The 26,744-nt window shown below is 72.2% G+C and carries 28 protein-coding genes and 1 tRNA gene; 18 read left to right on the top strand and 11 right to left on the bottom strand.

Going from position 1 to position 26,744, the window contains the following annotated elements; genetic code table 11:
* Positions 1–13 precede the first annotated feature (13 nt).
* Entirely contained in the window at positions 14–211 is a 198-nt protein-coding gene (locus DK419_RS21165) for a DNA gyrase inhibitor YacG (protein WP_245442601.1), read from the top strand.
* An 88-nt stretch (positions 212–299) separates the two neighbouring features.
* On the top strand, positions 300–1,184 hold the full coding sequence (locus DK419_RS21160) for an SDR family oxidoreductase (protein ID WP_109960840.1): 885 nt from the start codon (positions 300–302) through the stop codon (positions 1,182–1,184).
* A gap of 126 nt (positions 1,185–1,310) precedes the next feature.
* Here the strand turns inward: DK419_RS21160 and DK419_RS21155 are convergent, their stop codons facing one another.
* Positions 1,311–1,526 carry a hypothetical protein gene (locus DK419_RS21155; protein ID WP_109960839.1) on the bottom strand — a complete coding sequence of 72 codons (216 nt, stop codon included), beginning with the start codon at positions 1,524–1,526 and terminating at the stop codon, positions 1,311–1,313.
* A 191-nt stretch (positions 1,527–1,717) separates the two neighbouring features.
* Here DK419_RS21155 and DK419_RS21150 point away from each other — a divergent pair, with 191 nt between their 5' ends.
* Together DK419_RS21150 and glyS are read left to right on the top strand one after the other, a co-directional pair.
* Complete coding sequence (locus DK419_RS21150; RefSeq protein ID WP_109960838.1) at positions 1,718–2,689, top strand: glycine--tRNA ligase subunit alpha; 972 nt, start codon at positions 1,718–1,720, stop codon at positions 2,687–2,689.
* 85 nt (positions 2,690–2,774) lie between these two features.
* Entirely contained in the window at positions 2,775–4,889 is a 2,115-nt protein-coding gene (gene glyS, locus DK419_RS21145; RefSeq protein WP_109960837.1) for a glycine--tRNA ligase subunit beta, read from the top strand.
* Positions 4,890–5,300: 411 nt separating this feature from the next.
* On the opposite strand, the gene DK419_RS21140 is transcribed toward glyS, so the two are convergent.
* Positions 5,301–5,531, bottom strand: a complete 231-nt coding sequence (locus DK419_RS21140) for a DUF6894 family protein (protein WP_245442599.1) — start codon at positions 5,529–5,531, stop codon at positions 5,301–5,303.
* Between the two features lie 239 nt (positions 5,532–5,770).
* Between DK419_RS21140 and DK419_RS21135 the strand changes: the two genes are divergently transcribed.
* The 3 genes from DK419_RS21135 (at position 5,771) to DK419_RS21130 (ending at position 6,786) form a co-directional block, all read left to right on the top strand.
* On the top strand, positions 5,771–5,986 hold the full coding sequence (locus DK419_RS21135) for a hypothetical protein (RefSeq protein WP_109960835.1): 216 nt from the start codon (positions 5,771–5,773) through the stop codon (positions 5,984–5,986).
* Positions 5,987–6,079: 93 nt separating this feature from the next.
* Entirely contained in the window at positions 6,080–6,214 is a 135-nt protein-coding gene (locus DK419_RS29855) for a hypothetical protein (RefSeq protein ID WP_280953907.1), read from the top strand.
* 98 nt (positions 6,215–6,312) lie between these two features.
* Entirely contained in the window at positions 6,313–6,786 is a 474-nt protein-coding gene (locus tag DK419_RS21130; protein ID WP_162561338.1) for a hypothetical protein, read from the top strand.
* An 84-nt stretch (positions 6,787–6,870) separates the two neighbouring features.
* On the opposite strand, the gene DK419_RS21125 is transcribed toward DK419_RS21130, so the two are convergent.
* The gene (locus DK419_RS21125; RefSeq protein ID WP_245442597.1) at positions 6,871–9,408 is read right to left on the bottom strand and encodes a PBP1A family penicillin-binding protein; all 2,538 of its coding nucleotides are present in this window, start codon (positions 9,406–9,408) and stop codon (positions 6,871–6,873) included.
* A gap of 220 nt (positions 9,409–9,628) precedes the next feature.
* Positions 9,629–9,973 (bottom strand): hypothetical protein, encoded by a 345-nt coding sequence (locus tag DK419_RS21120; protein WP_109960833.1) that lies wholly within the window; start codon positions 9,971–9,973, stop codon positions 9,629–9,631.
* 197 nt (positions 9,974–10,170) lie between these two features.
* Here DK419_RS21120 and DK419_RS21115 point away from each other — a divergent pair, with 197 nt between their 5' ends.
* Positions 10,171–10,605 (top strand): hypothetical protein, encoded by a 435-nt coding sequence (locus tag DK419_RS21115; protein ID WP_109960832.1) that lies wholly within the window; start codon positions 10,171–10,173, stop codon positions 10,603–10,605.
* Between the two features lie 83 nt (positions 10,606–10,688).
* Positions 10,689–10,764: transfer RNA gene (locus DK419_RS21110), tRNA-Asn, on the top strand.
* Positions 10,765–10,834: 70 nt separating this feature from the next.
* Here the strand turns inward: DK419_RS21110 and DK419_RS21105 are convergent.
* Positions 10,835–11,737 carry a helix-turn-helix domain-containing protein gene (locus DK419_RS21105; protein ID WP_109960831.1) on the bottom strand — a complete coding sequence of 301 codons (903 nt, stop codon included), beginning with the start codon at positions 11,735–11,737 and terminating at the stop codon, positions 10,835–10,837.
* Between the two features lie 309 nt (positions 11,738–12,046).
* Here DK419_RS21105 and DK419_RS21100 point away from each other — a divergent pair, with 309 nt between their 5' ends.
* The 3 genes from DK419_RS21100 (at position 12,047) to DK419_RS21090 (ending at position 15,576) form a co-directional block, all read left to right on the top strand.
* Positions 12,047–13,135: an aromatic ring-hydroxylating dioxygenase subunit alpha gene (locus DK419_RS21100; RefSeq protein WP_109960830.1), complete on the top strand. Its 1,089-nt coding sequence runs from the start codon at positions 12,047–12,049 to the stop codon at positions 13,133–13,135.
* A 5-nt stretch (positions 13,136–13,140) separates the two neighbouring features.
* A complete protein-coding gene (locus tag DK419_RS21095; protein WP_109960829.1) occupies positions 13,141–14,112 on the top strand; it encodes a PDR/VanB family oxidoreductase in 972 nt (323 codons plus the stop codon).
* A 96-nt stretch (positions 14,113–14,208) separates the two neighbouring features.
* On the top strand, positions 14,209–15,576 hold the full coding sequence (locus tag DK419_RS21090) for an MFS transporter (protein WP_109960828.1): 1,368 nt from the start codon (positions 14,209–14,211) through the stop codon (positions 15,574–15,576).
* 55 nt (positions 15,577–15,631) lie between these two features.
* On the opposite strand, the gene DK419_RS21085 is transcribed toward DK419_RS21090, so the two are convergent.
* The 3 genes from DK419_RS21085 to DK419_RS21075 form a co-directional block, all read right to left on the bottom strand.
* Positions 15,632–16,192 (bottom strand): DUF2087 domain-containing protein, encoded by a 561-nt coding sequence (locus DK419_RS21085; protein ID WP_109960827.1) that lies wholly within the window; start codon positions 16,190–16,192, stop codon positions 15,632–15,634.
* A gap of 191 nt (positions 16,193–16,383) precedes the next feature.
* On the bottom strand, positions 16,384–17,835 hold the full coding sequence (locus tag DK419_RS21080) for a dipeptidase (RefSeq protein WP_109960826.1): 1,452 nt from the start codon (positions 17,833–17,835) through the stop codon (positions 16,384–16,386).
* Entirely contained in the window at positions 17,836–19,014 is a 1,179-nt protein-coding gene (locus DK419_RS21075) for an acyltransferase family protein (RefSeq protein WP_109960825.1), read from the bottom strand.
* Positions 19,015–19,168: 154 nt separating this feature from the next.
* On the opposite strand from DK419_RS21075, the gene DK419_RS21070 reads away from it, so the two are divergent.
* Together DK419_RS21070 and DK419_RS21065 are read left to right on the top strand one after the other, a co-directional pair.
* Positions 19,169–19,690 carry a hypothetical protein gene (locus tag DK419_RS21070; protein WP_109960824.1) on the top strand — a complete coding sequence of 174 codons (522 nt, stop codon included), beginning with the start codon at positions 19,169–19,171 and terminating at the stop codon, positions 19,688–19,690.
* Positions 19,691–19,692: 2 nt separating this feature from the next.
* Positions 19,693–20,133 (top strand): DUF421 domain-containing protein, encoded by a 441-nt coding sequence (locus DK419_RS21065; RefSeq protein WP_109960823.1) that lies wholly within the window; start codon positions 19,693–19,695, stop codon positions 20,131–20,133.
* Between the two features lie 10 nt (positions 20,134–20,143).
* Here DK419_RS21065 and DK419_RS21060 read toward each other — a convergent pair whose 3' ends face one another.
* On the bottom strand, positions 20,144–20,770 hold the full coding sequence (locus tag DK419_RS21060; RefSeq protein ID WP_109960822.1) for a 2-hydroxychromene-2-carboxylate isomerase: 627 nt from the start codon (positions 20,768–20,770) through the stop codon (positions 20,144–20,146).
* Positions 20,771–20,956: 186 nt separating this feature from the next.
* On the opposite strand from DK419_RS21060, the gene DK419_RS21055 reads away from it, so the two are divergent.
* From DK419_RS21055 to DK419_RS21045, 3 genes are read left to right on the top strand one after another with little or no spacing between them, the layout of a single operon-like run.
* Positions 20,957–22,198: an argininosuccinate synthase gene (locus tag DK419_RS21055; RefSeq protein ID WP_109960821.1), complete on the top strand. Its 1,242-nt coding sequence runs from the start codon at positions 20,957–20,959 to the stop codon at positions 22,196–22,198.
* 8 nt (positions 22,199–22,206) lie between these two features.
* On the top strand, positions 22,207–23,583 hold the full coding sequence (locus DK419_RS21050; RefSeq protein WP_109960820.1) for an AAA family ATPase: 1,377 nt from the start codon (positions 22,207–22,209) through the stop codon (positions 23,581–23,583).
* Complete coding sequence (locus DK419_RS21045) at positions 23,580–24,245, top strand: DUF4276 family protein (protein ID WP_109960819.1); 666 nt, start codon at positions 23,580–23,582, stop codon at positions 24,243–24,245. Before DK419_RS21050 ends, DK419_RS21045 begins: the two co-directional genes overlap by 4 nt.
* A gap of 54 nt (positions 24,246–24,299) precedes the next feature.
* Here the strand turns inward: DK419_RS21045 and DK419_RS21040 are convergent, their stop codons facing one another.
* Complete coding sequence (locus DK419_RS21040) at positions 24,300–24,641, bottom strand: hypothetical protein (RefSeq protein ID WP_109960818.1); 342 nt, start codon at positions 24,639–24,641, stop codon at positions 24,300–24,302.
* Positions 24,642–24,783: 142 nt separating this feature from the next.
* Entirely contained in the window at positions 24,784–25,584 is an 801-nt protein-coding gene (gene mtgA, locus DK419_RS21035) for a monofunctional biosynthetic peptidoglycan transglycosylase (RefSeq protein ID WP_109960817.1), read from the bottom strand.
* A 55-nt stretch (positions 25,585–25,639) separates the two neighbouring features.
* Here mtgA and DK419_RS21030 point away from each other — a divergent pair, with 55 nt between their 5' ends.
* On the top strand, positions 25,640–26,581 hold the full coding sequence (locus tag DK419_RS21030; protein ID WP_109960816.1) for a polyprenyl synthetase family protein: 942 nt from the start codon (positions 25,640–25,642) through the stop codon (positions 26,579–26,581).
* Positions 26,582–26,744: the final 163 nt, after the last annotated feature.

The following is a 26,744-nucleotide window of genomic DNA, read 5'->3' as shown; positions in this document are numbered from 1 at the left end:
ACAGGAGGCGCGATTGACGACGCCCGACGACACTCCGCCCGCGGCCGTCCCCTGCCCGATCTGCGGCAAGCCGGCGGCCCCCGCCTACACGCCGTTCTGCTCCAAGCGCTGCGCCGACGTCGACCTGCAGCGCTGGCTCAGCGGGCGCTACGCCATCCCCGGCCGGGAGGAGGATGCGCTCGGACAGGACGACGGCTCGCGGGAGGAGTGAGGGATACTGCCGGAGGGTTGGGAACGGCGGGGGAGCTTCCCGGTTGACGGCGGCCTGTGACCCACCGACAGCCGAAAGGCCCTCCCTCATGTCGTCCGATTTCCCCAATCCCCTCACCAAGCATCCCCGCCCGCCCTTCGAGGGCCAGCCGCAGAGCTTCCCCGGCCTGACCGGCCGGATGAAGCCCGAGCCCGACCACGGCGAGGCGAGCTACAAGGGGTCCGGCAAGCTCACCGGCCGGGCGGCCCTGATCACCGGGGGCGATTCCGGCATCGGCCGGGCGGTCGCCATCGCGTACGCCCGCGAGGGCGCCGACGTGGCGATCTCCTACCTGCCCTCCGAGCAGGGCGACGCCGAGGCGGTGGCGGGTTGGGTCGAGAAGGCCGGGCGCCGCGCCCTGCTGCTGCCGGGCGACCTCAAGGACCGGGCCTACGGCCGCGAGATCGTCGCCCGCACCGCCGAGACCTTCGGCCGGCTCGACGTCGTGGTGAACAACGGCGCGTTCCAGCAGCCGAACCAGGATCTCGACGCGATCGACGACCAGGTCTTCGAGGACCATTTCCGCACCAACGTGTTCGGATCGTTCTACGTGACGAAGGCCGCGATGGCGCATCTCAAGCCCGGCGCCTCGGTGATCTTCACCTCGTCGGTCAATTCCAAGCACCCGATGCCGTCGCTGCTCGCCTACAGCGCCACGAAGGGGGCGCTCAGCAACCTGGTGCTGAGCCTGGCGCAGCTGCTCGCCGAGAAGGGCGTGCGGGTGAACGGCGTGCTGCCGGGCCCGATCTGGACGCCGTTCATCCCGTCCGGGATGGAGGAGGATTCCGTCAAGTCCTTCGGCAGCCAGGTCCCGTTCGGCCGGCCGGGCCAGCCGGCGGAACTCGCCTCGGCCTACGTCATGCTGGCCTCGGACGAGAGCAGCTACACGTCGGGGGCGCTCGTCACGGTGGCGGGGGCGATGCCGGTGCTCTAGGAACGACGTCGTCGTTCTGAGCGAGCGGGCACGCGATCGCCACGGCGCAGGGTCGTCCCGGGTTCCGCTGCGCGGCCCCGGGACGACGCAGAGGGTGTCGGATCCGTCGAGGCGCGCGAGGAGCGTTTACCGCGCGCAGGCGGGCGTCCCGTACCCGGCATAGACCACCCGCACCGTGCGGCAGGCCTGGGCGGGCGCCTCGGCGGCGGCCGGCTTCCCGGCCACGGCGGCGATGGCGGCCGGCTCGTCCTTCGGGGCGTCGGCGCCCGCCCGCACCACCAGCGGGGTCGCCACGAGCGAGAGGAGCGCGGCGGCGGCAACCAAGGTCAGGCGCTGGGTCACGGACAGTCTCCCCAAGTCTCCGGCCGCATCGGGCGGCTTCGTTGTCGGATCTGTACTGTCAACGAGCTTGACCGTTCCCCGGTTCCGGCGCCCCGGCGGGTTCGTGCGGGGGCGCACGCGCGCTTGACTCGGGGGCTGCCGGTTCTAAGGCTCCGCGCCGAGATCCGCCCCTTCCGACACACCGAAGGCCCATGACCGCCATCGACGCCGACCTCCAGCCGACCCGCTCGTTCCAGGGGCTGATCCTGACGCTCCAGCGGTTCTGGGCCGCGCAAGGCTGCGTGATCCTCCAGCCCTACGACATGGAGGTCGGGGCGGGCACGTTCCATCCGGCCACCACCCTGCGGGCGCTCGGCCCCAAGCCCTGGAAGGCGGCCTACGTCCAGCCCTCGCGCCGGCCGAAGGACGGGCGCTACGGCGAGAACCCGAACCGGCTCCAGCACTACTACCAGTTCCAGGTGATCCTGAAGCCGAACCCGCCGAACCTCCAGGAACTCTACCTCGATTCGCTCAAGGCGATCGGCGTCGATCTCAGGCTGCACGACATCCGCTTCGTCGAGGACGACTGGGAGAGCCCGACGCTCGGCGCCTGGGGGCTGGGCTGGGAATGCTGGTGCGACGGGATGGAGGTGAGCCAGTTCACCTACTTCCAGCAGGTCGCCGGGTTCGAATGCGCACCCGTGGCCGGCGAATTGACCTACGGCCTCGAGCGCCTGGCGATGTACGTCCAGGGCGTCGAGAACGTCTACGACCTCAACTTCAACGGCCGCGAGGGCGACGAGAGGGTCACGTACGGCGACGTCTTCCTGCAGGCCGAGCAGGAATACTCGCGCCACAACTTCGAGGCTGCCGACACCGAGATGCTGTTCCGGCAGTTCCGCGACGCGGAAACCGCCTGCCGGGCCTACCTCGAGGCCGGCGAGCCGGGGCCGGGGGGGAACGACGCGCGCCACCGCATGGCCCAGCCGGCCTACGACCAGTGCATCAAGGCGAGCCACGTCTTCAACCTGCTCGACGCGCGCGGGGTGATCTCGGTCACCGAGCGGCAGAGCTACATCCTGCGGGTGCGCGAGCTGGCGAAAGCCTGCGGCGAGGCCTGGCGCCGCACCGATGCGGGCGGCCTCGCGGGCGAGGCGCCCGCAGGCGAGGCATCGGCCGCCTGACATCCGCGCCGCCCGGCGCTACACCCCCCGCCAGACCCCTTTCTCGATCCTGGGCCTTCCTGAAGGAAAGCCTTGAGGACGTCCGATGCCCGACCTGCTGCTCGAACTCTTCTCCGAGGAAATCCCCGCCCGCATGCAGCGGCGCGCGGCCGAGGACCTGCGCAAGCTCGTCACCGACGCGCTGGTCGAGCGCGGCTTCCTGTACGAGGGCGCCAAGGCCTTCGCGACGCCCCGCCGCCTCGCCCTCCACGTCGCCGGCCTGCCGCCCCGCGGCCAGGACGTGCGCGAGGAGCGCAAGGGGCCCCGCGTCGGCGCCCCCGAGGGCGCGGTCCAGGGCTTTTTAAAGAGCGCCGGCCTCGCCAGCCTCGATCAGGCGAAGATCGTCGCCGACCCGAAGAAGGGCGAGTTCTACGTCGCGGTGATCGAGCGGCCCGGCCGCGAGACGATTCAAGTGCTGGCCGAGATCATCCCGGCGATCGTCAGGAGCTTCCCCTGGCCGAAATCGATGCGCTGGGGCGCCGCCTCGCGCGAGCCGGGCTCTTTGCGCTGGGTGCGGCCGCTGCACTCGATCGTCGCGAGCTTCGGTCCCGAGACCGAGACGCCCGAGGTGGTGCCGTTCTCCATCGACGGGGTCGAGGTGGGGCTGACCACCCGGGGCCACCGCTTCCTGGCGCCGCAAGCCATCGAGGTGCGCCGCTTCGCCGATTACCTGCCGGCGCTGGAGCGGGCCTTCGTGGTGCTCGATTCTGAGCGGCGCAAGGACATCATCCTGCACGATGCCCGCGACCTCGCCTTCGCGCGCGGCCTCGACCTCGTCGAGGACGAGGGCCTGCTGGAGGAGGTGGCGGGCCTCGTCGAGTGGCCCGTGACCCTGATGGGCGCCTTCGACGAGCGCTTCCTCGAGATTCCCCCCGAGGTGATCCGCGCCACGATCCGGGCGAACCAGAAGTGCTTCGTGCTGCGGGGCGCCCCGGGCCCCGACGGGCGCGAGCGCCTGGCCAACGCCTTCATCCTGGTCTCGAACCTGGTGGCCTCCGACGGCGGCGCCGCGATCGTCGCCGGCAACGAGCGCGTGGTGCGCGCGCGGCTCTCCGACGCGGCCTTCTTCTGGGAGACCGACCGCAAGGTGCGGCTGGAGGACCGGCTCTCGAAGCTCGAGAGCATCGTGTTCCACGAGAAGCTCGGCACGCAAGGAGCGCGGGTGGATCGGATCGCGAGCCTCGCCCGGGCGCTGGCGCCGGTGGTCGGCGCGGACGCGGCGTTGGCCGAGCGTGCCGCGCGCCTCGCCAAGGCCGACCTCGTCACCGAGATGGTCGGCGAGTTCCCCGAGCTGCAGGGCCTGATGGGCCGCTACTACGCCGCCGAGCAGGGCGAGGATCCGGCGGTCGCCGCCGCGATCGAGGAGCATTACAAGCCGCTCGGCCCCGGCGACCGGGTGCCGTCCGAGCCGGTCTCGGTGGCGGTGGCGCTCGCCGACAAGCTCGACACGCTGGTCGGCTTCTGGGCGATCGACGAGAAGCCGACCGGGAGCAAGGACCCGTACGCCCTGCGCCGCGCGGCGCTCGGCGTGATCCGCCTGATCCTCGCCGGCGAGGCGCGACTGTCGCTCAAAGCCCAGATCGCCGCCGCCGCGTCCGGCCACGGCCAGACCTCGGACGCCTTCGCGGACGACCTCCTGGCGTTCTTCGCCGACCGGCTGAAGGTCTACCTGCGCGACCAGGGCGCCCGCCACGACCTCATCGACGCCGTCTTCGCGCTGCCGGGTCAGGACGACCTCCTGATGGTGGTGCGCCGCGTCGAGGCGCTCGGCCGCTTCCTCGACACGGAGGACGGCAAGAACCTGCTCGCCGGCTACCGCCGCGCCGCCAACATCCTGCGCATCGAGGAGAAGAAGGACGGCCGCGCCTACGATTCCGCGCCGGACCGCGCCCTGATGAGCCTGCCCGAGGAATCGGCGCTCGCCGAGGCGCTCGACCGGGCCGGCGCCGAGGCGGGCCGCGCCGTGGCGGCGGAGGATTTCGAGGGCGCGATGCGGGCGCTTTCGGCCCTGCGGGCGCCGGTCGACGCGTTCTTCGACAAGGTGACGGTGAATGCCGACGATCCGGCCCTGCGCGCCAACCGCCTGGCGCTCCTCAATGCGCTCAGGGCCGCGACCCGTGAAGTCGCGGACTTCTCCCGCATCGGCGGCGAGGGTCGCTGAGTCCGAAAACTAACAAAAGAGGCGTTGCCCAGGCGCCTCAGCATTGATCCGGGGAACGCATTAACGACATTTTCATTATTGGTCTCCGGCAGGAACCGGTACACCCTAGGCAGGTCCGATTCTCTTCAACAGGACGCGTGCGGCACCGGCCTCCGGTGCAGAGGAACGGCTTGTGCCGCAGCGCACCGCGAGGTGGGGCGGCCGGCCGCACTCTTCTGCGGAGGTCCGGACCTGGAACGTGAGCAGGAGGCAGGCAGGATGTCGCTCGGCGGTAAGGCCCGATCCACCCAGCAGGCGGTTCCCGGGGCGCCCGGGACATCCGCGCAGAGCGGAGCGCACCGGAGCGAGGCGATGCGCGCGCAGGTCCGCGCCCATGTCCGGCAGGTCCTGCTGCAGGCCGGTCCCCGCGCCTCAGCCGATCGGGATTGAGCGCACCAGCCGGCCGGCCGCGTCGCGGATCTCCATCTGCCAGCCCGGTCCCAGGGCCGGCAGGTCGCCGCTCGCCCGCATCTCGACGATGACCGCCCGCGCCTCGGCCTCGGCCTGGTCCGGAGTGTTGGCCTCGACGCCCGTCGGGTCCTCGATCGCCTGCGCGGGACCGACCAGGTTGAAGAAGTAGCGCTGCGGCATGAGGCTGACCACGATCGGGGGAACGGGGCGGGCGTCGGCGACCGGCCCTCGGCCGATCGGGGGGGGAGTGCGATCGTTCGACGTTACCAGCCGGGTTCCCGCGTGGCATGTCAGGGAAAAGGCGAGTCGCGCCCGAGCGTGAGCGAATCCGCGCCTGCCGCGTTCCTCCGAAGGGAGAGGGCGGCCGCCCCCCTGCTCCCGCCGCCCGCCTCGGGGCGGCCGACACGCGGCGCGGCGAAGGCAGGACGACGATGCACCAGGACACCCCCCGATCGCACCGCGAGAAGCCCGGGGTCTCGGCCCGCGGCATCGTGCTCACCGCCCTCGGCGTGGTGATCGGCAGCGCCGGCTACTACGCCTCCTGGCGCTACCAGACCCCGATCGGCACGCTGGGCGGCATCGCCGGCCTGGCGCTGTGCGTCATCGGCACCAGCCACGGTCATGACGGCGCCCCGCATGCCGGCTGACGGGCGCCCGTGCGGCAAAGTGCGTCCCGGCGTCGGATGATCCTCCCGGGCGCCGGGGGCGTTGGCGAGGGACATCCGAGCAGGAGAACCCCGATGAACGCCAACTCCCCCGAGCACCGCACCGGCCACGACATCGACCGGGTCGACCAGGTCAGCAGTATCGCGCTGCTCGGCTTCGCCGTCGTCGGGGCGGCCCTGACGGTCGCGATCAACGCGATGATGATCTGAATCGCCGGCGGCGGGGCGATCCTCGCGTCACCCCGCGCTTTCTGTCGTCACCAAATCGGGTAAAGCGTCGCCGTTTCCTGCACCAGGGACCGATGGCGATGCTGAGAGCCGCCCTGCTGGCGACCTGTATGCCCTGGACCGGGAGTGCCCTTGCGGGGGCGGTGAGCCTGCCCGGCAAGGCTACGATCGGCTCCGAGAGTCGGACCATTGCGATGACGCTTGGCTGCACCATGCCGGCGCCCCGCAACGCTGTCGGCGTCCTGTCGATCGGTTTCGATGTCCCTGACTTTCAAACATTCGGGAAGTGGTTCGACTTCGAGGCGTTCGACGGGCCGGCAGGCACCCTTGAGCGGTTGACGGAGATCACGGTCGCGCGGGGCGTGCGCCTGCCGGTCGCCGGGCACATCACGGTAGGCGGCACGAGCGTCCATCTCTCCGTCAATGCGTCCATGCGCGGCGACTCGGCTCGCCTGCGCAAGGTCAGAGCCCCCGCCGAAGCCGCGAGCGCTGGGACGGGAGCCTTGCGCTGGCGCCAGGAGAGCCCGCGCGGGAGCGCCCCCCAATCCTGGTGACGGTTTCGATATCAGCCGCGGACGCCGACAGGCTCAAGGCAGATCTGTCCCTCTGCCTGACGAGCACGTGACCCGGACTGCACGTCAGCGCCGCCAGATCCCGATCCGGTTCGAGCGCGCCTGCTCCTCGGCGGCGAGCAGGTCCGGCGTGGCGTCGGCGCTGGCGCGGCCGCCGCCGTTGAACAGGATCAGCTCGGACAGGTCCTGCCCGTCGAGGGAGCAGCGATAGGCGCCACCCTCCGCCGGGGCGCAGGCGACGTCGCGCCGGCGCAGGTAGCGGCCGAGCTCGCGGGCGTTGCGGCCGGACAGACCGTCGACCCCGACCAGCCGCACCGCGCGCCCGTCGAAATCGAGGGTGCCGGTATCGACCACCGCCGGGCTGCCGCGCAGCACCGCGCGGGCGGACGGGTCGCGGCTCGCGAGATCCCGGGGGCGCGGATCGGCCTCCGGCTCGGTGACGCTCGCCGTCTCGGGCCGGGGCGCCGGCGCGGGCCGGGCGGCCTCGGACTTGCCGGCCTCGGACTTGCCGGCCCCGGCCTTGGCGGCCTTGGCCCGGGCGGCCAGCGCTTGGGAGACGAAGTCGTGCCAGATCAGCGCCGGCATGTCGCCGCCGGTGACGCCGGCCATCGGCGTGTTGTCGTCGTTGCCGAGCCAGACCCCGACCACGAGATCGCCGGCAAAGCCCACGAACCAGGCGTCGCGGCTGTCCTGGGTGGTGCCGGTCTTGCCCCCGGCCGGCACCGAGACCCGGGCGTTCCTGCCCGAGCCCTCGCGCACCACGGCGCTCAGCAGGTCGAGCATCGCGGTGCGCGCCGCCTGGTCGCGGGCGGCGGTGGGAGGTGCCTGGGGCCTCGTGTAGAGCGGCTGCTCGCGGGCGAGGATCTGGCGCACGCCGTAGGGTTCGACGGTCTCGGCGCCGGCCGCCACCGCCGCGTAGGCGCGGGTGATCTCGAGGAGCGTGGTCTCGGCCGAGCCGAGCGCGAGGCTCGGCAGGTTCGGCAGGTCCGAGGTGATGCCGAGGCCGCGCGCGGTCTCGATCACCGCCGGGATGCCCACCGCCTCGGCGAGCTGCACCGCCACGGTGTTGATCGAGTGGGCGAAGGCGGTGCGCAAGGTCACGGCGCCGCGGTAGCGCCCGCCGTAATTCTCCGGCTCCCACTCGCCGACCTGGGTCGGCCGGTCCATCATCGTCGAATCGGGCCGGTAGCCCTCGCGGAGCGCCGTGAGGTAGACGAACAGCTTGAACAGCGAGCCCGGCTGGCGCCTGGCCTGGGTGACGCGGTTGAACTGGCTGTCGGCGTAGTCGCGCCCGCCGACCATCGCCAGGATCGCCCCGTCCGGCGCCATCGCCACGAGCGCCCCCTGCGAGACCTTGCGGCGCTCGCCGTCCTGGTCGAGGCGGCGGGCGACCACGCTCTCGGCGATGTTCTGGAGCGTCAGGTCGAGGGTGGTGCGGACGGTCGCGTCGGCCGGCCCGGCGCCGATCAGGCCGCGCACCGAATCGGCGACGTTGTCGACGAAGTAGTTGGTGCCGACCGGCGTCTCCGTCGGCACCCGGACGGTGGCGGGGGCGCGCTTGGCCGCATCGGCCTCCGCCTTCGTGACCGCGCCGGTCTCCACCATCGCGTCGAGCACCTGGGCGGCGCGGCCGCGCGCGCCGTCGAGGTTGCGGTGGGGGGCGAGCTGCGAGGGCGCGCGCACCAGGCCCGCCAGCATGGCGGCTTCGCTCAGGGACAGGTCCTTGGCCGGCTTGCCGAAGTAGCGCTGCGCCGCCGCGTCGGCGCCGTAGACGCCGGCGCCGAAATAGGCGGCGTTGAGGTAACGGGTGAGGATCTCGTCCTTCGGCAGCTGCGATTCGAGCCAGAGCGCCAGCACCGCCTCCTGCACCTTCCGCTTCAGGGTGCGGTCCTGGGACAGGTAGTTCATGCGCACGAGCTGCTGGGTCAGGGTCGAGCCGCCCTCGCGGGTGCCGCCGGCGGCGGCGTTGCGGAAGGCGGCGCGGACGAGCCCGCGCAGGTCGATGCCGTGATGGTCGTAGAAGCGGCGGTCCTCGATCGCCACGATCGCCTTGGCGAGGACCGGCGGCACCTCCTTCGGGGACAGCTTCGCCCCCTTGATGACGCCGCGGGTGGCGAAGGCCTGCCCGTCGGCGGCCCGCACCACCAGGGCCGAGGCCGTGGGCTCGATGGTGAGCCCGCCATTCACCGGCAGGGTCGCGAGCGCGTACACGAGGGTGGCCAGGACGAGGCCGACCGCGACGGCCGCCGCCGCGCCCGCCACCCGCAGCCACGGCACCCGCCGGGCGAGCGCCGCCACCGGCCGCCAGGCCGCCGCCGTCGCGGCGGCGGCAGCCTGGGTGGCGGGGTGGCCGGCGAGGAGGCCCGCCGTCGCCCGGGCGCGGACAAATCCGGTACGCGCGGCCGGCCCTAAGCGGGCGCCGAACCCGGCGGCGGCGCGGGACAGGCCCGCGAACCGCGCTCCGGGCCCTGTCCCCCTCGCCCCCGCCGCCGCGCTCCCGGGCTCGGTCGCCCGGGGCGCGACGCCCGGCCGGCCCCCTCCCCCGAGGTCGAGCCAGTCGCGGGAACGTCCGTCGGGTCTGGATGCGGGAGGCTGCTCGCTCAAGGTTCGGCGTCCGGCCTGGAGCATCGTTCGCCGAAGCGGTCACCGGTTCGGCGAACGATGCGAAACAAGAATGTCATACCGCCGCGCCTTCGAACGGATCCGTTCGGAGGCGCTGGCTCAGCCCGAACGGGCGTCGGCGCTGATGCGCCGGACGCCTTGGCGTCGACGCGTCGATGCCAAGGCGCGAGGGTATAAGTGGGGCTGTCCTGTGCAGCTCCGCTCAGCGCGGCTCGATCCAGCGCACCGGCCGGGCGGCCGGGCGGCTGAAATGCAGCCGGCGCACGTGACGATGGCCGCGGTAACGGTGGTAGCGCCCATAGTGGCGGCGATGGTGCCAGTGCCGGCGATAGTGGCGACGGTGGTGCCAGTGGCGGCGATGCCAGTGCATCCGGTGCCAGTGGCGCCGATGCCAGTGGCGGTGGCGGCGCCAGCGCACGGTCTCGACCGTCGAGGGTTGGTCGAGGGCGGTGGTGACGGCCGCGGTCGGCATCAGCGGCGTGGCACCGGCGAGGCCGCCGAGTCCGGTGAGCAGGAACAGGGCCAGCAGCAGGGAACGGATGCGCATCGGGGCTCCGGGCGGTGGTGGCGGGCGGCGCGGCGCGACACCGGAATGCCGCCCCGCACGAAGACCGGAACTCAACGCCAAGCTCTGCCGTTCCGTTCCCGTCGGGGCCGTGCGCAGTCGCAAGCCTGGCGGGAGCGCGGCGACGCGTTAGGTTCGTCGGCGTCACGCGTTCCTTCGCGTTTGGAGAGAGGTATGCCATGCGGCCGGGCGTGAAGCGGCTCTATCGGTGGTCGGCGGCGGCGGCCCTGCTCGCCGGGGGGATCGGCGCGGCGGAGGCCGGCTGCGTCCGGCACGTCGTCAACCGTTCGCCCTATTTCGCGGTGGCGAGCCGCAACGGCGGCCCCAGCGTCGGCATCCCGCCGCATTCCTCGCGCTCGATCCGCATGCTGGCGCCGGGCCGGGTCGACATCGCGGCCTATTGCGCCGCGCGGGGCCCGCGCGGGCGGCTGGTGCCGGTCGGGGCGCCGGTGGCGCGGGACAGCTACACGTTCACGGCGGTCCTCGACCGCTGCTACTACGACCTCGGCCTGATGGGCTTCGGCCAGGGCGGCACCGAGCCGTTCGTGCTCAACAACCCCCGCGACGGCGACCTCGTGGTCGGTCCTTTCGGCCCCGCCTGCCCGCCGCGCTGAGACGCGACATCGGGGTTGCGCCGCCCGGATGAACTGGCTAAAGAAGCCCGCGTCGGCGCTCCTCGCGAGTACCGGCCCGGTGTTCCCCGATAGCTCAGTTGGTAGAGCAGGCGACTGTTAATCGCCTTGTCGCAGGTTCGAGTCCTGCTCGGGGAGCCACTTCTCCTTCTCCTGACAATTGATCTCGATCCTGCGGCAACGCTCTTGCGGCCGCTCGACTGTCAGGCTGTCATCCCTCCCCCCGATCGCCACGCCGGAACGCCGCCGGGCTCGACCCCGCGCGCGCCGTAAAGAAGCGCGAGAAATACGCCGGATCGTTGAAGCCGAGGTCGAAGGCGATCTTCGAGACCGGGAGCGTAGTGTAGAGGAGGCTGCGCTTGGCCTCGAGCATCAGGCGGTCGTGCAGGATCCCTTGCGGCGAGCGCCGCACCGCCTCGGTGCAGGCGGCGTGCAGCCGGTCGGGGCTGACGCCCAGCGCCGCGGCGAAGCGGGCGACCGGCCAGCCCTCGCGCAGCTGGGCCTCGACGAGGCGGCGGAAGCGGCGATGCAGGTCGGCGCGCGCGAGCGCCGCCGGCTCGGTGATCGAGCGGGCGGCGCGGGTGCGCAGCACGCCGACGACGAGGAGCCGGGTCAGCGCCGCGACCGCGCTCGCCGCCCCCGGCAGGGCGCCGGCGGCCTCCCGCATCAGCGCCTCGACGAGGGCCGCGAGGTCGAGGTCGATCTCCTCCGGCGAGCCCGGCCGGCCGGAGAACGTCGCCTCGGCGGCGGCCCGCAGGCGCGCCGCTTCCGGATCGGGATCGAGCACGGCGGCGAGGAAGTCGTCGGCGAGCGACAGCACCACGCCGTCGGTGCCGGGCCGGAACGAGAAGGCGTGCACCACGCCCGACGGCACCCAGACCAGCCAGGGCGCGGTGAAGTCCTCGCGGCGCGCGTCGAGCGACAGGGCGCCGTGGCCGCGCGTGACGACGAGCCCCTGCGTCAGCGCGCCGTGGCGGTGGGGCGCGATCTCCCAATCGTGCAGGGCCGCGCTGGTGCCGATCCGCTCGGCATGGACGAAGCTCGGCACCGTCGCCTCGGCGGTCTCGCCGTAGAGGCGAAAGACCGGGATCGGCCGTTCCCGCTGCGCTGGCATCCCCGTCCTCCCGGCCCCGTCCTCCCGTCCCGAGGCTAATGCCGGGCGCCGGATCCGTCCAAGAAATTCCGGGGCGCGTCCATGGTCGTGCCGGCCCCTGCCGGCTAGCGTCCGAGGGTCGAACCGGACCAGTTCCAAACTGCTGATCCGGCACGCGAAACCTGTGTGCGGCGCAACACCGGCCGGCCCGCCGGCGGAGGCACCGAGGCGATCCGCCCGGCGCCCCGATACGGCCAAGCCGGCCGCCGCACGACCGGACCGTCAGCGAGGCGAAAGACCCGCGAGGCGACGACGACGAGGGAGAGAACGATGACGGATCCCAAGGGCTATCCGCTGAACGCCTGGTACGCCGCTGCCTGGGGCCACGAGATCGGCCGCGCGCTGACGCCGCGCCGGATCTGCGACAAGGACGTGGTGCTCTACCGCCGCACCGACGGCGCCGTCGCCGCCCTGGAGGATGCCTGCTGGCACCGGCTGCTGCCGCTCTCGCTCGGCCACCTCAAGGGCGACCAGGTGATGTGCGGCTATCACGGCCTCGTCTTCGACGCGACCGGCCGCTGCACCTTCATGCCGGCGCAGGAGACCATCAACCCCTCGGCCTGCGTGCGCGCCTTCCCGGCGGTCGAGCGCTACCGCCTGGTCTGGCTCTGGATGGGCGATCCGGCGCTCGCCGATCCCGACCTCGTGCCGGACTTCCACTGGAACAGCGACGCGCCGTGGGTCGGCGAGGGCGGCACCTTCTACGGCCTGAAGTGCAATTACCGGCTGGTCATCGACAACCTGATGGACCTGACCCACGAGACCTATGTGCACGCCGGCAGCATCGGCGACGAGGCGATCACCCGCAGCCCGTTCGAGGTGACCCACACCGACCGGTGCGTCACGGTCGAGCGCTGGATGGAGGGCATCGAGCCGCCGCCGTTCTGGGCGCGAAACCTGGGGCGGCCGGGCCATGTCGACCGCTGGCAGATCATCCGCTTCGAGGCGCCGACGGTGGTGGCGGGCGATGTCGGGGTGGCGCTCGCCGGCACCGGGGCGCGCCAGGGCGACCGCAGCCAAGGCGTCAACGGCTTCTTCCTGGCGGCGATCACCCCGGAGACCGCGACGAGCTGCCACTATTTCTGGAACTTCGTGCGCAGCTGGCGCACCGACGACGAGGAACTGACGAAGGCCCTCAACCGGGCCCACGTCAACGACGGCAAGGGCGTCTACGACCAGGACCACGACGTGCTGGAGGCCCAGCAGCGGGCGATCGACCGCCAGCCGCGCCAGCCCTTCTACAACCTCAACATCGATGCCGGCGCGCTCTGGGCCCACCGCCTGATCGACGGGATGATGGCGAAGGAGGGCCGGGATCCGGGCAAGGGCGTCCCGCCCGTCGGCCTCGCGGCGGAGTGACCGCCATGGCGGCGACCCACTGGATCCCCGCGCGGCTTCGCGCGACGCGGGCGCTGACGCCCGACATCCGCCTCCTGGAGATCGAGCCGTCGGGTCCGGTCGCCCCGGTCCCGCCCGGCAGCCATCTCGGGGTGGCGGTGATGATCGGCGAGCGGCCGGACACCCGCTCCTACTCGCTGCTCGATTCGGGCGCCGACGGGCTCTACCGCATCGCCGTGAAGCGGCTCCCCGACAGCCGGGGCGGCTCGGCCTACATGCACGGGCTCGAGCCCGGCGCCCGCCTCAGCATCTCGGGTCCCCGCAACCATTTCGGCCTCACTCCCGGCCGGCCCGGCTACCTGCTCGTCGCCGGCGGCATCGGCATCACGCCGCTCCACGCCATGGCGCTGGCCCTGCACGGGGCAGGCAGCCCGTTCCGCCTGCTCTACGCCGCGCGGACCCGGCAGGACCTGGCGCTCGCCGACGGCTTGCGGGCGCGGATCGGCGACCGGCTCGAGACCGTCACCGACGAGGCGGGCGGGCGGATCGACCTCGCGGCGGCGATCGCGGGATTGCCCCCCGGCGGCGAGGCCTACGTCTGCGGGCCCTACGGGATGATGGAGGCGGCGCGCCGGGCCTGGGCGGAATCGGGCCGCCCGGCGCAGGGCTTGCGCTTCGAGACCTTCGGCACCGGCGGCCGCCACGCCGCCGAGGCGTTCACGGTCCGCATCCCGCGGCTCGCCCGGGAGATCGTCGTTCCGCGCAACCAGACCATGCTGGAGGCGCTGGAGGCGGCGGGCGTCGGCATGATCCACGATTGCCGGCGCGGCGAGTGCGGCCTGTGCACGGTGAAGATCCTGGACGCCGACGGCACGGTCGATCACCGCGACGTGTTCTTCAGCGACGCCCAGAAGGCGGCGAACGCGCATCTCTGCACCTGCGTGTCGCGGGTGGTGGGCGGCGGGATCACGATCGATACGGCGGACCGGGCGGGGTGAGGCGGGCGGTTCAGCGAAAACCGAGCGAACCGGCGTGTCTCCTCACACCCTCTGCGTCATCGGAAGAAGACGACCATAATACCCGGGAGGTTCACCATGGCCAGCACACAGGACGCATCCGACCCCCGCGCCGCCATCCGCCAGGGCGCCATGACCCCGTTCCAGGTCGCCGCCGTGGCGGTCTGCGTGCTGATCTGCGCGCTGGACGGGTTCGACGTGCTGGTCGTCGCGTTCACGGCGGCCTCGATCGCCAAGGACTTCGCCCTCAAACCCACCGATCTCGGCCTGCTGTTCAGCGCCGGACTCGCCGGGATGGGGCTCGGCGCCCTGCTGATCGCACCCTTGAGCGACCGGTTCGGCCGGCGCACCACCCTGCTCCTGTGCCTCGCCATCCTGTGCCTCGGCATGCTGGCGGCCGCCGCGGTGAGCACCCTGGCCGAGCTCGCCCTGGTGCGGCTGTTCACCGGGCTCGGCATCGGCGGGGGGCTCGCCACCGTCAACATCGTGGTGGCCGAGTACGCCACCGACCGCTGGCGCAACCTGTCGATCTCGCTGATGTCGCTCGGCTATCCCCTCGGCGCGACCCTCGGCGGCGCGTTCTCGGTCTATCTCATCGGATCTTTCGGCTGGCGCTCGGTCTACGTCTTCGGCGGGCTCGTGGCGCTGGCGCTGGTGCCGGCGGTGCTGGCCTTCCTGCCCGAATCCCTCGACTACCTCATCGCCCGCCGGCCGGCCGGGGCGCTGACGAAGGTCAACCGGGTGCTCGCCCGGCTCGGCCGACCGGCGCTGGCCGCCCTGCCGGCCCCGTCCCGCGCCGAGGCCGAGGCCGGCGCCAGCCTCGCGGCCATCGCGCGCCCGCCCTACCGCACCCGCACGCTCGCGGCCTGCGCGGCGTATTTCTGCGTCATGACGACCTGCTACTTCTTCCTGAGCTGGACCCCGAAGGTGCTGACGGAACTCGGCCTCAGCGTCAGCGGCGGCATCTCGGGGGCGATGCTGATGAATCTCGGCGGCGCCGCCGGCTGTCTCTTGTTCGGCTTCGTCGCCCGGCGGGCCGGGACGCGCCTTCTCGCCGCCGCCTTCATGGCCGGGCTGTTCCTCGCCGCCACGATCTTCGGCTACGTCCCGGCGACGCCCACGGCCCTGCTCACCGCCACCCTCGCCATCGGCTTCTGCCTCTACGGCTCGATCAACGCGATGTACGCGGTGGTGCCGCCGATCTTCCCCGCGCCGGTGCGCACCACCGGCACCGGGCTCGCCATGAGCGTCGGCCGCCTCGGCGCCGTCACCGGGCCGGCGCTCGCCGGGATGCTGATGGCGGCGGGCTGGGAGCGGCCGGATTACTGCATGGCGCTGGCCCTGCCGATGCTCGCCGCCGCCCTGTGCCTGCGCTGGGTCGCGGCGCGCGAGCCGGAGGCGCCCGCCCGGACGGTGCCGGGCGCGGTGTCGCCCGTGCGGGGCTGAATGCCCGACCTCCGGCGGCGATGGCCCGGTCACCGGCCATCGCCGCCCGCGTCGGTCAGTGGCCGTTCCGGCGAAGGTGGCGGATCAGCGCCGCCCCCTCGGGCGACGGGGGCCGCTCGATCCGGCGATAGTCCCGCCCGTCGATGGCCCTCGTCATCAATCCGATATGGCACATCGTCCGCCGGAGGATGGCGGGATCGCCGAAGAGGTGCAGCGCGGTGAGGAGGGCGCTGATCCGGCGCTCGTCGAACGCGCGCCCGGCCGGGATCTTCGCCCACAGCGCCCACAGGCAGAGATCCTGGATCGACCGCTGGGCCGGCCAGCTCCGCAAGCGGCCCTGCGGATCGAAGTAGCCGGCGGCGCGCAGCACCGAGGCGGGGTCGGCCCGGACGGGCGCGGGGGGATCCGCCGGCTCGCGATGCCCGCCCCGGGCACGGAAGTGCTGGAAGTTGCGGTGGCCGGCGGCCCGGGCCAGCATGTTCAGCATCTCGACATGACTGGGCACGTGGCCGGACGTTGGGGCCGGCAACGCCGTCCGCGTCGCCCACTGGGCACGCAAGGATTTGGCGAGCGCCGACACGTCGTGGGTCGCGAAGGGGATCGGGTCTCTCGGCACGGTCGTTCTCCCGTGTGCCGACCTGCAATCAGGTGTCGAGGGTCACCGGCTTACGACGCGGCACGGGAACGAGCGCGAGGTCGAACGGGACTGGCAGGTTTAGCTCCCCTCTCGGGGCGGTGACGCCTGGGTGACTGCCGACCCGCCTCCGAGTCTAGCGGGTTTCCCGCGGGCGGCAAGCCGGACGCGCCTCACGCCGCGAGGCACGACCGGGCGACGCGCAGGTAGTTGCCGCCGAGAATGCCGGCGGTCTCCTCGGGCGTGAACCGCGCGAGGAGGAGCGCGGCGAGGTCGGGCAGGGCCGTGTAGTCCGGCAGGGCGCTCGGGCCGACGAGGCCCATCATGTCGGTTCCGAGGCCGACATGGCGCGCGCCGACCACGTCCGCCATGCGGGCGATGCCGTCGGCGAGGGCCGGGAGGTCGGGAAACAGGCCTGCGGGCGGCCACAGGCCGATGACGCCGCCGGTCCCCGCCACGATCCGGGCGTGGTCGGGCGTGATGCGGCGGGTCCAGGGCCGCGGCCTCGTCGTGAGCGAGGTATGCGACAGGACGAGGGGTTTTCGGGCCACCTCCGCCGCCCGGCGCACCAGGGCCTCGGTCCCGTGCGCCACGTCGACGATCACGCCGAGTTCCTCGCAGCGCCGGATCACCGCGGCGCCGAACTCGGTCAGGCCGCCATGGACCGGCGGCTCGGTCTGGATGTCGCCGAGGGCGTTCACCCGGTAATGGGTGAGCTGGAGATGGCGCAGGGCCGCCCGCCGGTAGGCCTCCTCGAGGGGACCGAGGTCGCCCTCCAGGAAATCCGCGCCCTCCGCCGCGACGAGGACCGCCGGATCGGCGGGCCGGGCCGCCGCGAGATCGGCCGCGTTGCGCACGAGGCGCAGGCCCTGCTCGCGCACCAGGGCGTGCAGGCGGGCAAAGCCGCGCTCGGCGTAAGCCGCGAGCTCGCCCGGCTCAGGCTCGCGGAAGGCGCGGATGCGGCCCTCGGGCGTCACCCGGTGGGTCGGCGAATCGGAGACGATCGCCAGGCAGGCGACCGCGAGGCCGCCGGCCCGCATCGGCCCGGCGAGCGGCGTGAACGGGGCGTGCCCCTCCAACTGGCGCACCCGCAGCACCCGCCCGGCATGGCTGTGGCAATCGATCGTCGGGCGCGCGGCGAGGAAGGCGGCCGCCGCGGCGCGCCGGGCATCGGCCTCCGCATCGTTGGGCGCCTGCGCGGCCGCCGCCACCGGCAGGCAGAGGAGCGTGGCGGCCGCCACGAGGCCGCGGCGGGACAGGCCGCGGCGGGGCATGGGGCGGGGAACCGGAACCGCGTCGTCGAGCCGGTAGCGCCAGCCGCAGGGATCGTCGTGCAGGCGCCGGAAGACCCCGCGCAGGGTCATCTCGCGGCCGTCGACCGGGACGGGAGCGGCGGCCACGACCTCGATGCAGGAAGCCGCGTCGCCCGGCAGACAGCCGCCGCAGCAGGCGGGTTCGGGGGTGAGCAGGCAGTAGCGCGCCTCGGCCTCTTCCGTCGCGGTGACGGGCCAGCCGGCGACGGTGACGGGGAGGCCGTCGTAGCGGTCGGCGGAGCCGTCGAGGAGCGCGGTCCAGGGCAGGCGCACGAGCCCGCCGGCCGCGATGGAAAGACGTGTCGCGTCCATTCAGAGCCCTCGTCCGATCACGGGTAGCCGTCGCAGCAGGGCGCCGCCGGCCCAGCTCGCGCCGAGCGCGACGGCGACCGTCGTCAGGCCCTTCGCCACGGCCCCGGCCCTCCACCCGAGCAGGCCGTACTGCGTCCAGGTCACGACGGGATAGTGCAGCAGGTAGATCGCGAAGCCGTTCGCCGCGAAGCTGTCCCAGGCCGGGCGGCGCCCGCCCGCGACGCGCAAGACGACGGCCGGCAGCGCGAAGCAGGCCGCCGCGCAGAACAAGGCCTGGGTCAGGCCGAGGAGGGCGAGCGCCGGCCGGGCCGGGAGGTGGAGCGCCGCGCCGAGACGGGACGCCGCCACGAAGGTGAGCCCGGTCGCCACCGCGAGCGCGACCCGGAGCCCGCAGCGGCCGGCGAGCGCCTGCCCGAACGCGGCGACTGCCGGCCCGCCGCCCCGTCCGAGCCAGGCTCCGGCAGCGAAGTAGGCCGCGTAGAGGCCGACGCGGCTGCCCTGGATCGCCAGCGGCCCGAGAGCGAACCAGAGACGCGGACCGACCACGAGGAGCAGCGGCAGGAAGGCGAGGACCGTGGCGGCGACGAGGCCGACGAAGCACCGGCTCAGGCGCGGCGCCTCCGCGGACGGGCCCGTCCACCAGCCCGGCGCGAGCACGAAGCCGAGCGCCGCGGCGGCGTCGAACAGGAGCAGGACGCCGATGAACCAGGGCGGCCCGCTCGGCCACGGCCCGGTCGTGACCGTGGCGAGCCAGAACCCTGAAAAGCCCGGCGATCCGCCCGCCTGCAGGAAGGAGGGATAATAGGCCAGCGGGACCAGCGTCAGCTCGGCCGCGACGAAGGGCAGGCCGAGGCGGATGAGCCGCGCCCGCAGGTAGGCCCCAGGCCCCTCGCGCACGAGGCCGTCCCGGACGAACAGGCCCGAGAGCGAGAACAGCAGCGGCATGAAGAAGCCGTCGTTGATCAGGACGACGAGATCGAAGCCGATCCAGGTCTGCGGATCGACGATCGGCGCGGTCGACAGGGCGTAGTGGACCCGGTCGACGTGCCCGAACGAGCAGTAGGCCAGCACCGCGTGGTGCAGGACGACGAGGCCGACGACGAAGCCGCGCATCCGGTCGAGCGCGACGAGGCGCTTGGGCAGCGCGGCCGAGGAGGATCGGTGGGGGTCTGACACCATCGCGGGGCCGGCTGACGCAGCGTTCCCTTGTAGCCGCGACCGGTGCGGGGTTCCAGCGGCCGTAAGGGCATGGCCGTCCGACATCGCGGCGCTATGTCGTCGCCTTGCGACCCTACGGCACCCCGCGGCGGGCCGCTCGCGACGAGGGAGCCCCGTGAAGATCATCCATGACGATCCGCCGATGCGCGAGGAGATCGCGGCTGGCTTCTACCCCGCCTTCGAGGATCGCTGGCGCCGGGCCGAACTGATCGGGCGCTGGCTGATGCTGGCCTTCGTGGCCGTCTGCGCGCTCGGCTTCCTCGGGCGCGGACCGTTCAGCGAGCACACCCGCTCGAACGGCGACGGCTCGATCGTGATCCATTACGAGCCGGTGGCGCGCTTCGGGGCACCGACGATCGTGCGCCTCGACACCCGGGTCCCGCCCGGCGGCGACCAAGTCGCGGTGACGATCGCCAAGGAGCTCGTCGACCTGTTCGGCCTTGAGAGCATCACGCCGCGGCCGCAGACCTGGCAGGTCGCCGGCGGCAGCATCCGCCTGGTCTTCCCGGTGATCCCGGGCGAGACGCGCGCGGTGATCCGCTTCACCGGCTCGCCGAGCTTCCGCGGCGCCGTCGCCCTCACCGCTCGCCTGGATGAAGGCGAGACCCTGTCCTGGTCGCAATTCGCGGTGCCTTAGCGATGAACACCGTCCTCAAGGCCGCGGCGGCCTACGTCATCGTGCTGTTCGTGATCCGGCTGATCGGGCGCCGGACCGCGAGCCAGCAGGCGCCGATCGACATGGTGGTGCTGTTCCTGTTCGGCGGCCTCTCGGTCAGCGCCGTGCTCGGCGACGACCGCTCCTTCGTCGGCGCGATGAGCGCCCTGTTCACCGTCGGGCTGATGCACGTCGCGGTGTCTTGGCTGAAGCTGCGCTTCGTCTGGTTCGAGCGCGTCGTCGACGGCACCCCGATCGTGGTGTTTCGCGACGGCCGCTGGAACGAGACCGCGATGCGCCGCCTGCGCATGCAGCAGGCCGACATCCGCACCGCCGCCCGTCAGGAGAAGCTCGACGACCTCGACCGGGTCGCGGTGGCCATCGTCGAGCGCGACGGCACCGTGTCGATCCTGGAGAAGACGTAAGGCGCGAGCCCTACCGCAACCCCGCCGGCCGCTCCCCCACCGCCCAGGCGAGCGCCTGCTCCAGCCGGTCGTTGCCCCAGAACAGCTCGCCGTCCTCGGTGAGGAAGGTCGGGGCGCCGAACAGGCCGCGGGACTTCGCCTCCTCGCCGATCGAGCGCAGGCGGTTCTTCACCGCCTCCTGGGTCGAGGCGCGGATGAGCGCCGGCCCGTCGAGGTCGAGGCCGTTGAGGAGCCCCGAGATCGCCGCGGGCTCGGCGATCGAGGCCCCTTGCGCGAACTCCGCCGCGTAGACCGCCCGCACGTAGGCGCCGATCCACGGCTCCTCGGCGCCGAGCACGGCGACCCGGGTCGCCGCCAGGCTGTTCTGGGGGAAGCTCTCGGGGCGCACGACCGGCGGCAGGCCCAGGCCGGCGGCCTCGCGGGCGAGGTCGCGCCACATGTGGCGGCCCTTGGCCGGGTAGAGGTTGAACGGCGAGGAGGTCCAGCCTTGCGCGGCGAAGACCGGCCCGAGCAGGAACGGGCGCCAGCGTAAGCTCACCCCGGCGGCCTCGGCCAGCGCCTCGATCCGCGTCGCGGCGAGGTACGAATAGGTGGATGCGAACTCGAACCAGAATTCGAGCGTGGGCCGGCGCGGCATCGCACCCCTCCGTTGGACTGATTTCGCACCTTCGCGTCCGCGCGCCCCGCCCACAAGCGCCGCGCCGGGCGTCGCTTCGCCACGGGCGGGGGACGGAACTTACGGAGCGCGGTTGCACGTGGCCGGGCCGGGCTGGTAAGCCCCCGCCGGTTCATCCGTTCTCCCTCATCGCAAGGCCCGCCCCGCATGTCCGACCAGCCCCAGAAGCGCGTGAAGAAGGTCGTGCTCGCCTACTCGGGCGGCCTCGACACCTCGATCATCCTCAAGTGGCTCCAAACCACCTACGGCTGCGAGGTGGTGACGTTCACCGCCGATCTGGGCCAGGGCGAGGAGCTGGAGCCGGCCCGCCGCAAAGCGGAGCTGCTCGGCATCAAGCCGGAGAACATCTACATCGAGGACCTGCGCGAGGAATTCGTCCGCGACTACGTCTTCCCGATGTTCCGGGCCAACGCGCAGTACGAGGGCGTCTATCTCCTGGGCACCTCGATCGCCCGTCCCCTGATCGCCAAGAAGCAGATCGAGATCGCCGAGAGGGTCGGGGCCGATGCCGTGTCCCACGGCGCCACCGGCAAGGGCAACGACCAGGTCCGGTTCGAGCTCGGCTACTACGCGCTGAAGCCCGACGTGACGGTGATCGCACCCTGGCGCGAGTGGGACTTCCGCTCCCGCGAGTCGCTGCTGGCGTTTGCTGAAGCCCACCAGATCCCGATCGCCAAGGACAAGCGCGGCGAGGCGCCGTTCTCGGTCGACGCGAACCTCCTGCACGCCTCCTCCGAGGGCAAGGTGCTGGAGGATCCCGCGCAGGACGTGCCGGACTACGTCTACTCGCGCACCCTCTCCCCCGAGGAGGCGCCCGACGTAGCCACCGTCATCACCATCGGCTTCGAGCGCGGCGACGCGGTCTCGATCGACGGCGAGGCGCTCTCGCCGGCGACCCTGCTCGCCAGGCTCAACGAGCTCGGCCGGGCCAACGGCATCGGCCGCCTCGACCTCGTCGAGAACCGCTTCGTCGGCATGAAGAGCCGCGGCATGTACGAGACCCCCGGCGGCACCATCCTGCTGCCGGCCCACCGGGCGATCGAGTCGATCACGCTCGACCGCGGCGCGGCCCATCTCAAGGACGAGCTGATGCCGCGCTACGCCGAGCTGATCTACAACGGCTTCTGGTTCTCGCCGGAACGCGAGATGCTCCAGGCGCTGATCGACAAGAGCCAGGAGATGGTCACCGGCACCGTGCGGCTGAAGCTCTACAAGGGCGGCGTCCACGTCATCGGCCGCGAGAGCCCGAACTCGCTCTACGACCAGGACCTCGTCACCTTCGAAGAGGGTGCGGTCGCCTACGACCACCGCGACGCGGCGGGCTTCATCAAGCTCAATGCGCTCCGCCTGCGCACGCTCGGCCAGCGCAAGCGCAAGCTCGGCGCCTGAGCCGCCGGATGCTGACGCGGGTCGAGATCGACGGCTTCAAGAGCTTCGAGGGCCTGACCCTCGACCTGCAACCCTTCACGGTCATCGCCGGCCCGAACGCGTCGGGGAAGTCGAACTTCTTCGACGCGCTCCGGCTCCTCGCCCGCCTCGCCGCCCTGGACCTGCCCGAGGCGGTCCGGACCATGCGGGGCGACCCGAGCGAGATGTTTCGCCGCCGCGCCGACGGCACGACCGCCGACGCGATGCGCTTCGCGGTCGAGGTGCTGCTCGACCCGGAGGTCGAGGACGCCTTCGGGCAGCGCAAGCCCCTCGCCTATACCCGCCTGCGCTACGAGCTTGAGATCGAACGACGATCCGACGAGCCTGGCGGCCTGGAGCGGCTCTATGTCCGCCGCGAGCAGGCGGCGGCGATCCGCCGGACCGACGATGCTTGGGCCCGGCGCTCTCCTCTCGCCCAGGATGTCGCCAAGAGGCGCGCCCGTTACGGCACCGGCCGGGCGCGGACCCCGTTCCTCGAAACCTTGGACGACACATTCCAGGTCAACCAGGACGGCAGGCAGGGGCTGCCGCGCCCGTTCCCGGTGCGCAAGGGCCGCGCCACCGCGACGGTCCTCTCCAAGATCACCACCGCCACCGAGTTCCCGCACCTGTTCGCGCTGCGGCAGGAGCTGGAGGAGATGACGTTCCTGCAGCTCGAAGTCTCGGCCGAGCGCGAGCCGAGCGATGCGCTCGCCCCCGACGACCTCCTGCCCGACGGCTCGAACCTCGCGAAGGTGCTGGCCCGCATTGAGGCGGAGACGCGGACGCACGAGCGCCCCCGCGGCGATGTCGGGCTGATCCGCTCCGCCCTGTCGACCCTGATCCCGGGCGTGAAGGATCTCCGGGTCGAACGGGACGAAGCCTACGGCCGCTACCGTTTCCTCCTGACGACGCAGGACGGCGAGGAGTTCAGCTCCCGCGTGCTCTCCGACGGTACGCTGCGGATGCTCGCCCTGCTGACCTATCTCTACGATCCGCGCCGCCGCAGCGTGCTGCTGTTCGAGGAGCCGGAGAACGGCATCAATGCCGCCCGGCTCGCCCGCCTGATCGCGGTCTTGCGCGAGGCCTGCACGTCGGTGCAGGCAGCCGAGGAGGATGACGAGCGACTGTTCCAGGTGGTTCTCAACACCCATTCCCAGGTCGTGCTGCAGGCGACAGAGGACGAGGCGCTCGTTCTGGTCGACGTTGTATCCCGGGTCGACCCCGAGCTTAGGGCAGTGACGCGTCGAACGCGCATGCGTACTGGCCTCGTCACGAACGAACTCCCCCTCGGCGACCGTGAACATCGGCTGACCCGATCGGACATCGACCGCATCGTCCAGACCGGGGACGAGCGCAGCCTATGACTTGGCTTGTCGCGGGCCTGTTCTCCGAAGGGTCGACCGATCGGCGTTTCCTGCCGAGGATCGTCTACCGCACCCTGCTCGGCATCGTGCAGGCGGAGGCCGCGATAGCGGTCGAGCTGCAGGAAGACATCGTCGCTTATGTCGAGAAAGCTAACGCCGAGCGTGCGGAACTCGTCTGCCGGGACCGGGAAAGTATCGACCTCTTCGTCATTCATGCCGATGCCTCGCGGTCACTGATCGACCAGATTGAGGATCGGCTCGTCGGACAGGTTCGGGCCAGCACGCGAGCCGCCTGCGCGATGACGGAGGCCAGGATCGTCCCGCTGATTCCTGTGCGCGAGACGGAAGCCTGGATGCTGGCGGACCCCGATGCGGTCGCTCGGGTCTTTGGCTTCTCGACCTGGCCGGAACGGGTTGCCTTGTCGTGGCACCCGGCGAGGGCGGAGACGGTCGAGGACCCTAAGCGCACACTGACCGAGTCCGTCCGCGCGCTGTTTGGCGGACGCAAGGGACGACGCGTGCCGGGTCCCGAAGGGCTGTTCGATCAGATCGCCGATGAGATCGATCTGCGGCGTCTGGCGCGTCTACCCTCCTACCAGCGGTTCGAGGCCGACCTGCGGTCCGGCCTCGGCGCGCTTGGGATCCTGCGGCGCGCACCTTGAGGTCGCCCCCAGGGAAGCGCGGCCGGCTCGTGCCGGCCGCGCGGGGCGTTTCGCCTACTCCTCGTCCTCGTCGTCGATGTCGACCAGGAACAGGATGTCGACGTCGTCCTCCTCGTCCTCGTCGTCGGTCTCGCCCTGGCTGTCGTTGGCGGCCTTGGGCTCGTCCTCGTCCTCGAAATCCTCCTCGTCCATCGAGTCCTCGAAGGTCTCGACCTCGTCCTCGGTGGCGGGGCGCAGCTTCAGCGACTCAGGCTTGCCCGTCCACAGCGGGCGGCCGTCGCTCTTCATGGTGCGCAGGTCGTCCTGGAAGCCCTCGACCTCGAGAAGCTCCCGGGCCCGCTCCTCGTTCGACCGGATGATGGCGACGGGCGTGCCGTCGATCTCGAGAGTGAACATCGTGCTTCCCTTGTAAGGGCCGCGCCGCAAAGGCGGGCGGGGCCGGTGTTACGGGGGGAAAGGCCGCCGCGCCAGCCCCGTTCCCGGCGGCCGCGAGGGAAAGTCGCGCGAGGGCGAAACGTTCGCGCGAACGTTCGCCGGCTCACGGCCGCACGCACTGGCTCAACCCCCCGATGCCCGCCGTCCGCCTCTGGATCCGCCCGGCGAGCGCCCGCATCGCGCGGGACGGCCGGCGCGGGTTGCGCAGGATCGGGTTCGGCAGGGCGGCCACCAGCAGCGCCGCCTCGCCCTTCGTCAAGTCGCGGGCCGACTTGCCGAACCAGTGCCGGGCGGCGGCCTCGGCCCCGAAGATCCCCTCGCCCCACTCGGCGACGTTGAGGTAGATCTCCATCGTCCGGCGCTTGCCCCACACCCCGTCGACCATCAAGGCCAGCGGGATCTCAAGCGCCTTGCGCAGGTACGAGCGGCCCGGCCACAGGAAGACGTTCTTCACCGTCTGCATCGTCACCGTCGAGGCGCCGCGGCTCGGGCCGTCCTCGTCGTCGACGACGCTCCACAGCGCGTCCCAGTCGACGCCGCCATGCAGGCAGAGACGCTGGTCCTCCGAGGCCACCACGCCCTGGACCAGGGCCGGCGAGATCGCCTCCAGCGGCACCACCTCGCGGGTCACCGGCTGGAGCGTCGCCCAGCGGCCGAGCATCAGGGTTGAGGGCGGGGTCAGCGCGCGATAGACGAGCGCCAGGACCAGGACGAGGGCGACCACGATCACGGGCACCAGGAGCACGGCGCGCAACAGCCGCCGTCCGCGGGCCCGGGCCGGTGGCGCCCCCGCCGGGACCAGGCCTCGCAGCAGCTGCGGCACGCCTTCCCGGCTGTCCGCCGTGACCCGCGGCTCCTGAATTCGACCCTCCTCTCGGCGTGCCCGTCGATACGAGGCCACCATGACGTCAACGCGGGCCCCGCAGGACACGACGCCGGGCCGTCCCCAGGAAAATACGATGGCCGGCACCACAGGATACCCGCAGGCAGGCGATTTCACGGCGCGGCTCTCGGCCGTGGCGAAGAGCGTCGAAGGCTTTCTCGGCGAGCGCCTCGGCGACGCGGTGCAGGCCGGCGAGATCGCCCGGCCGCCCCGGCTGATGGAGGCGATGCGCCACGCCGTGCTCAACGGCGGCAAGCGCCTGCGCCCGTTCCTCGCCATCGAGACCGCCCGGATGCTCGGCGGCCCGTTCGAGGGCGCGATGGCCGCCGGCGCCGGCGTCGAGCTGGTGCATTGCTACTCGCTCGTCCACGACGACCTGCCGGCGATGGACGACGACGACCTGCGCCGCGGCCAGCCGACCGTGCACAAGAAGTACGACGAGGCGACCGCGATCCTGGTCGGCGACGCCCTCCAGACCCTCGCCTTCGAGATCGTCGCCGATCCGGCCTGGCAGGCCGATCCGCTGATCCGCTCCGAACTCGTGCTCGGCCTCGCCCGCGCCTCCGGCCTCGGCGGCATGGTCGGCGGCCAGCTCCTCGACCTCGGGGCGGAGGGGCGCTTCGGCCCGGCCAACCTCGACGTCGACGCGACGCTCCAGCTCCAGGCGATGAAGACCGGCGCCATCCTGGCCTTCTCGGTCGATGCCGGCGCGCTCGTCGGCGGCGCCTCGCCCGAGGAGCGCCGGGCGCTGCTGTCTTACGGCCGCGCGCTCGGCCAGGCCTTCCAGGTCGCCGACGACATCCTCGACCGCGAGGCCTCCTCGGAGGCGATGGGCAAGCGCACCGGCAAGGACAAGGACGCCGGCAAGGCGACCCTCGTCGACCGCCTCGGCCTCGACGGCGCCCGCGCCGAGTGCGAGCGCCTGGTGGGCGAGTGCGAGACCGCCCTGAAGCCCTGGGGCGAGGCCGCCGCGACTTTGTGCGAGGCCGCCCGCTTCACCGTCGCGCGCAAGTCGTAATATGAATCCAGCTTGCTCTGTCCGATGAAAGTATTGCGCGCCTCCCCTCTCCCGTGTGGGAGAGGGGCCGGGGGTGAGGGTGCTACGGTTTTGGGTCCAGCACAAAGCGTCGAGCTGCCATCACCACGATCTGAGCCTGACTCAGGACCGTAGCACCCTCACC

The sequence above is a fragment of the Methylobacterium terrae genome (genome assembly GCF_003173755.1).
Lineage (GTDB): Bacteria > Pseudomonadota > Alphaproteobacteria > Rhizobiales > Beijerinckiaceae > Methylobacterium > Methylobacterium terrae.
The sequence above is the reverse complement of the archived record's forward strand: the minus strand, read 5'-3'. Positions and strand labels throughout refer to the sequence as shown.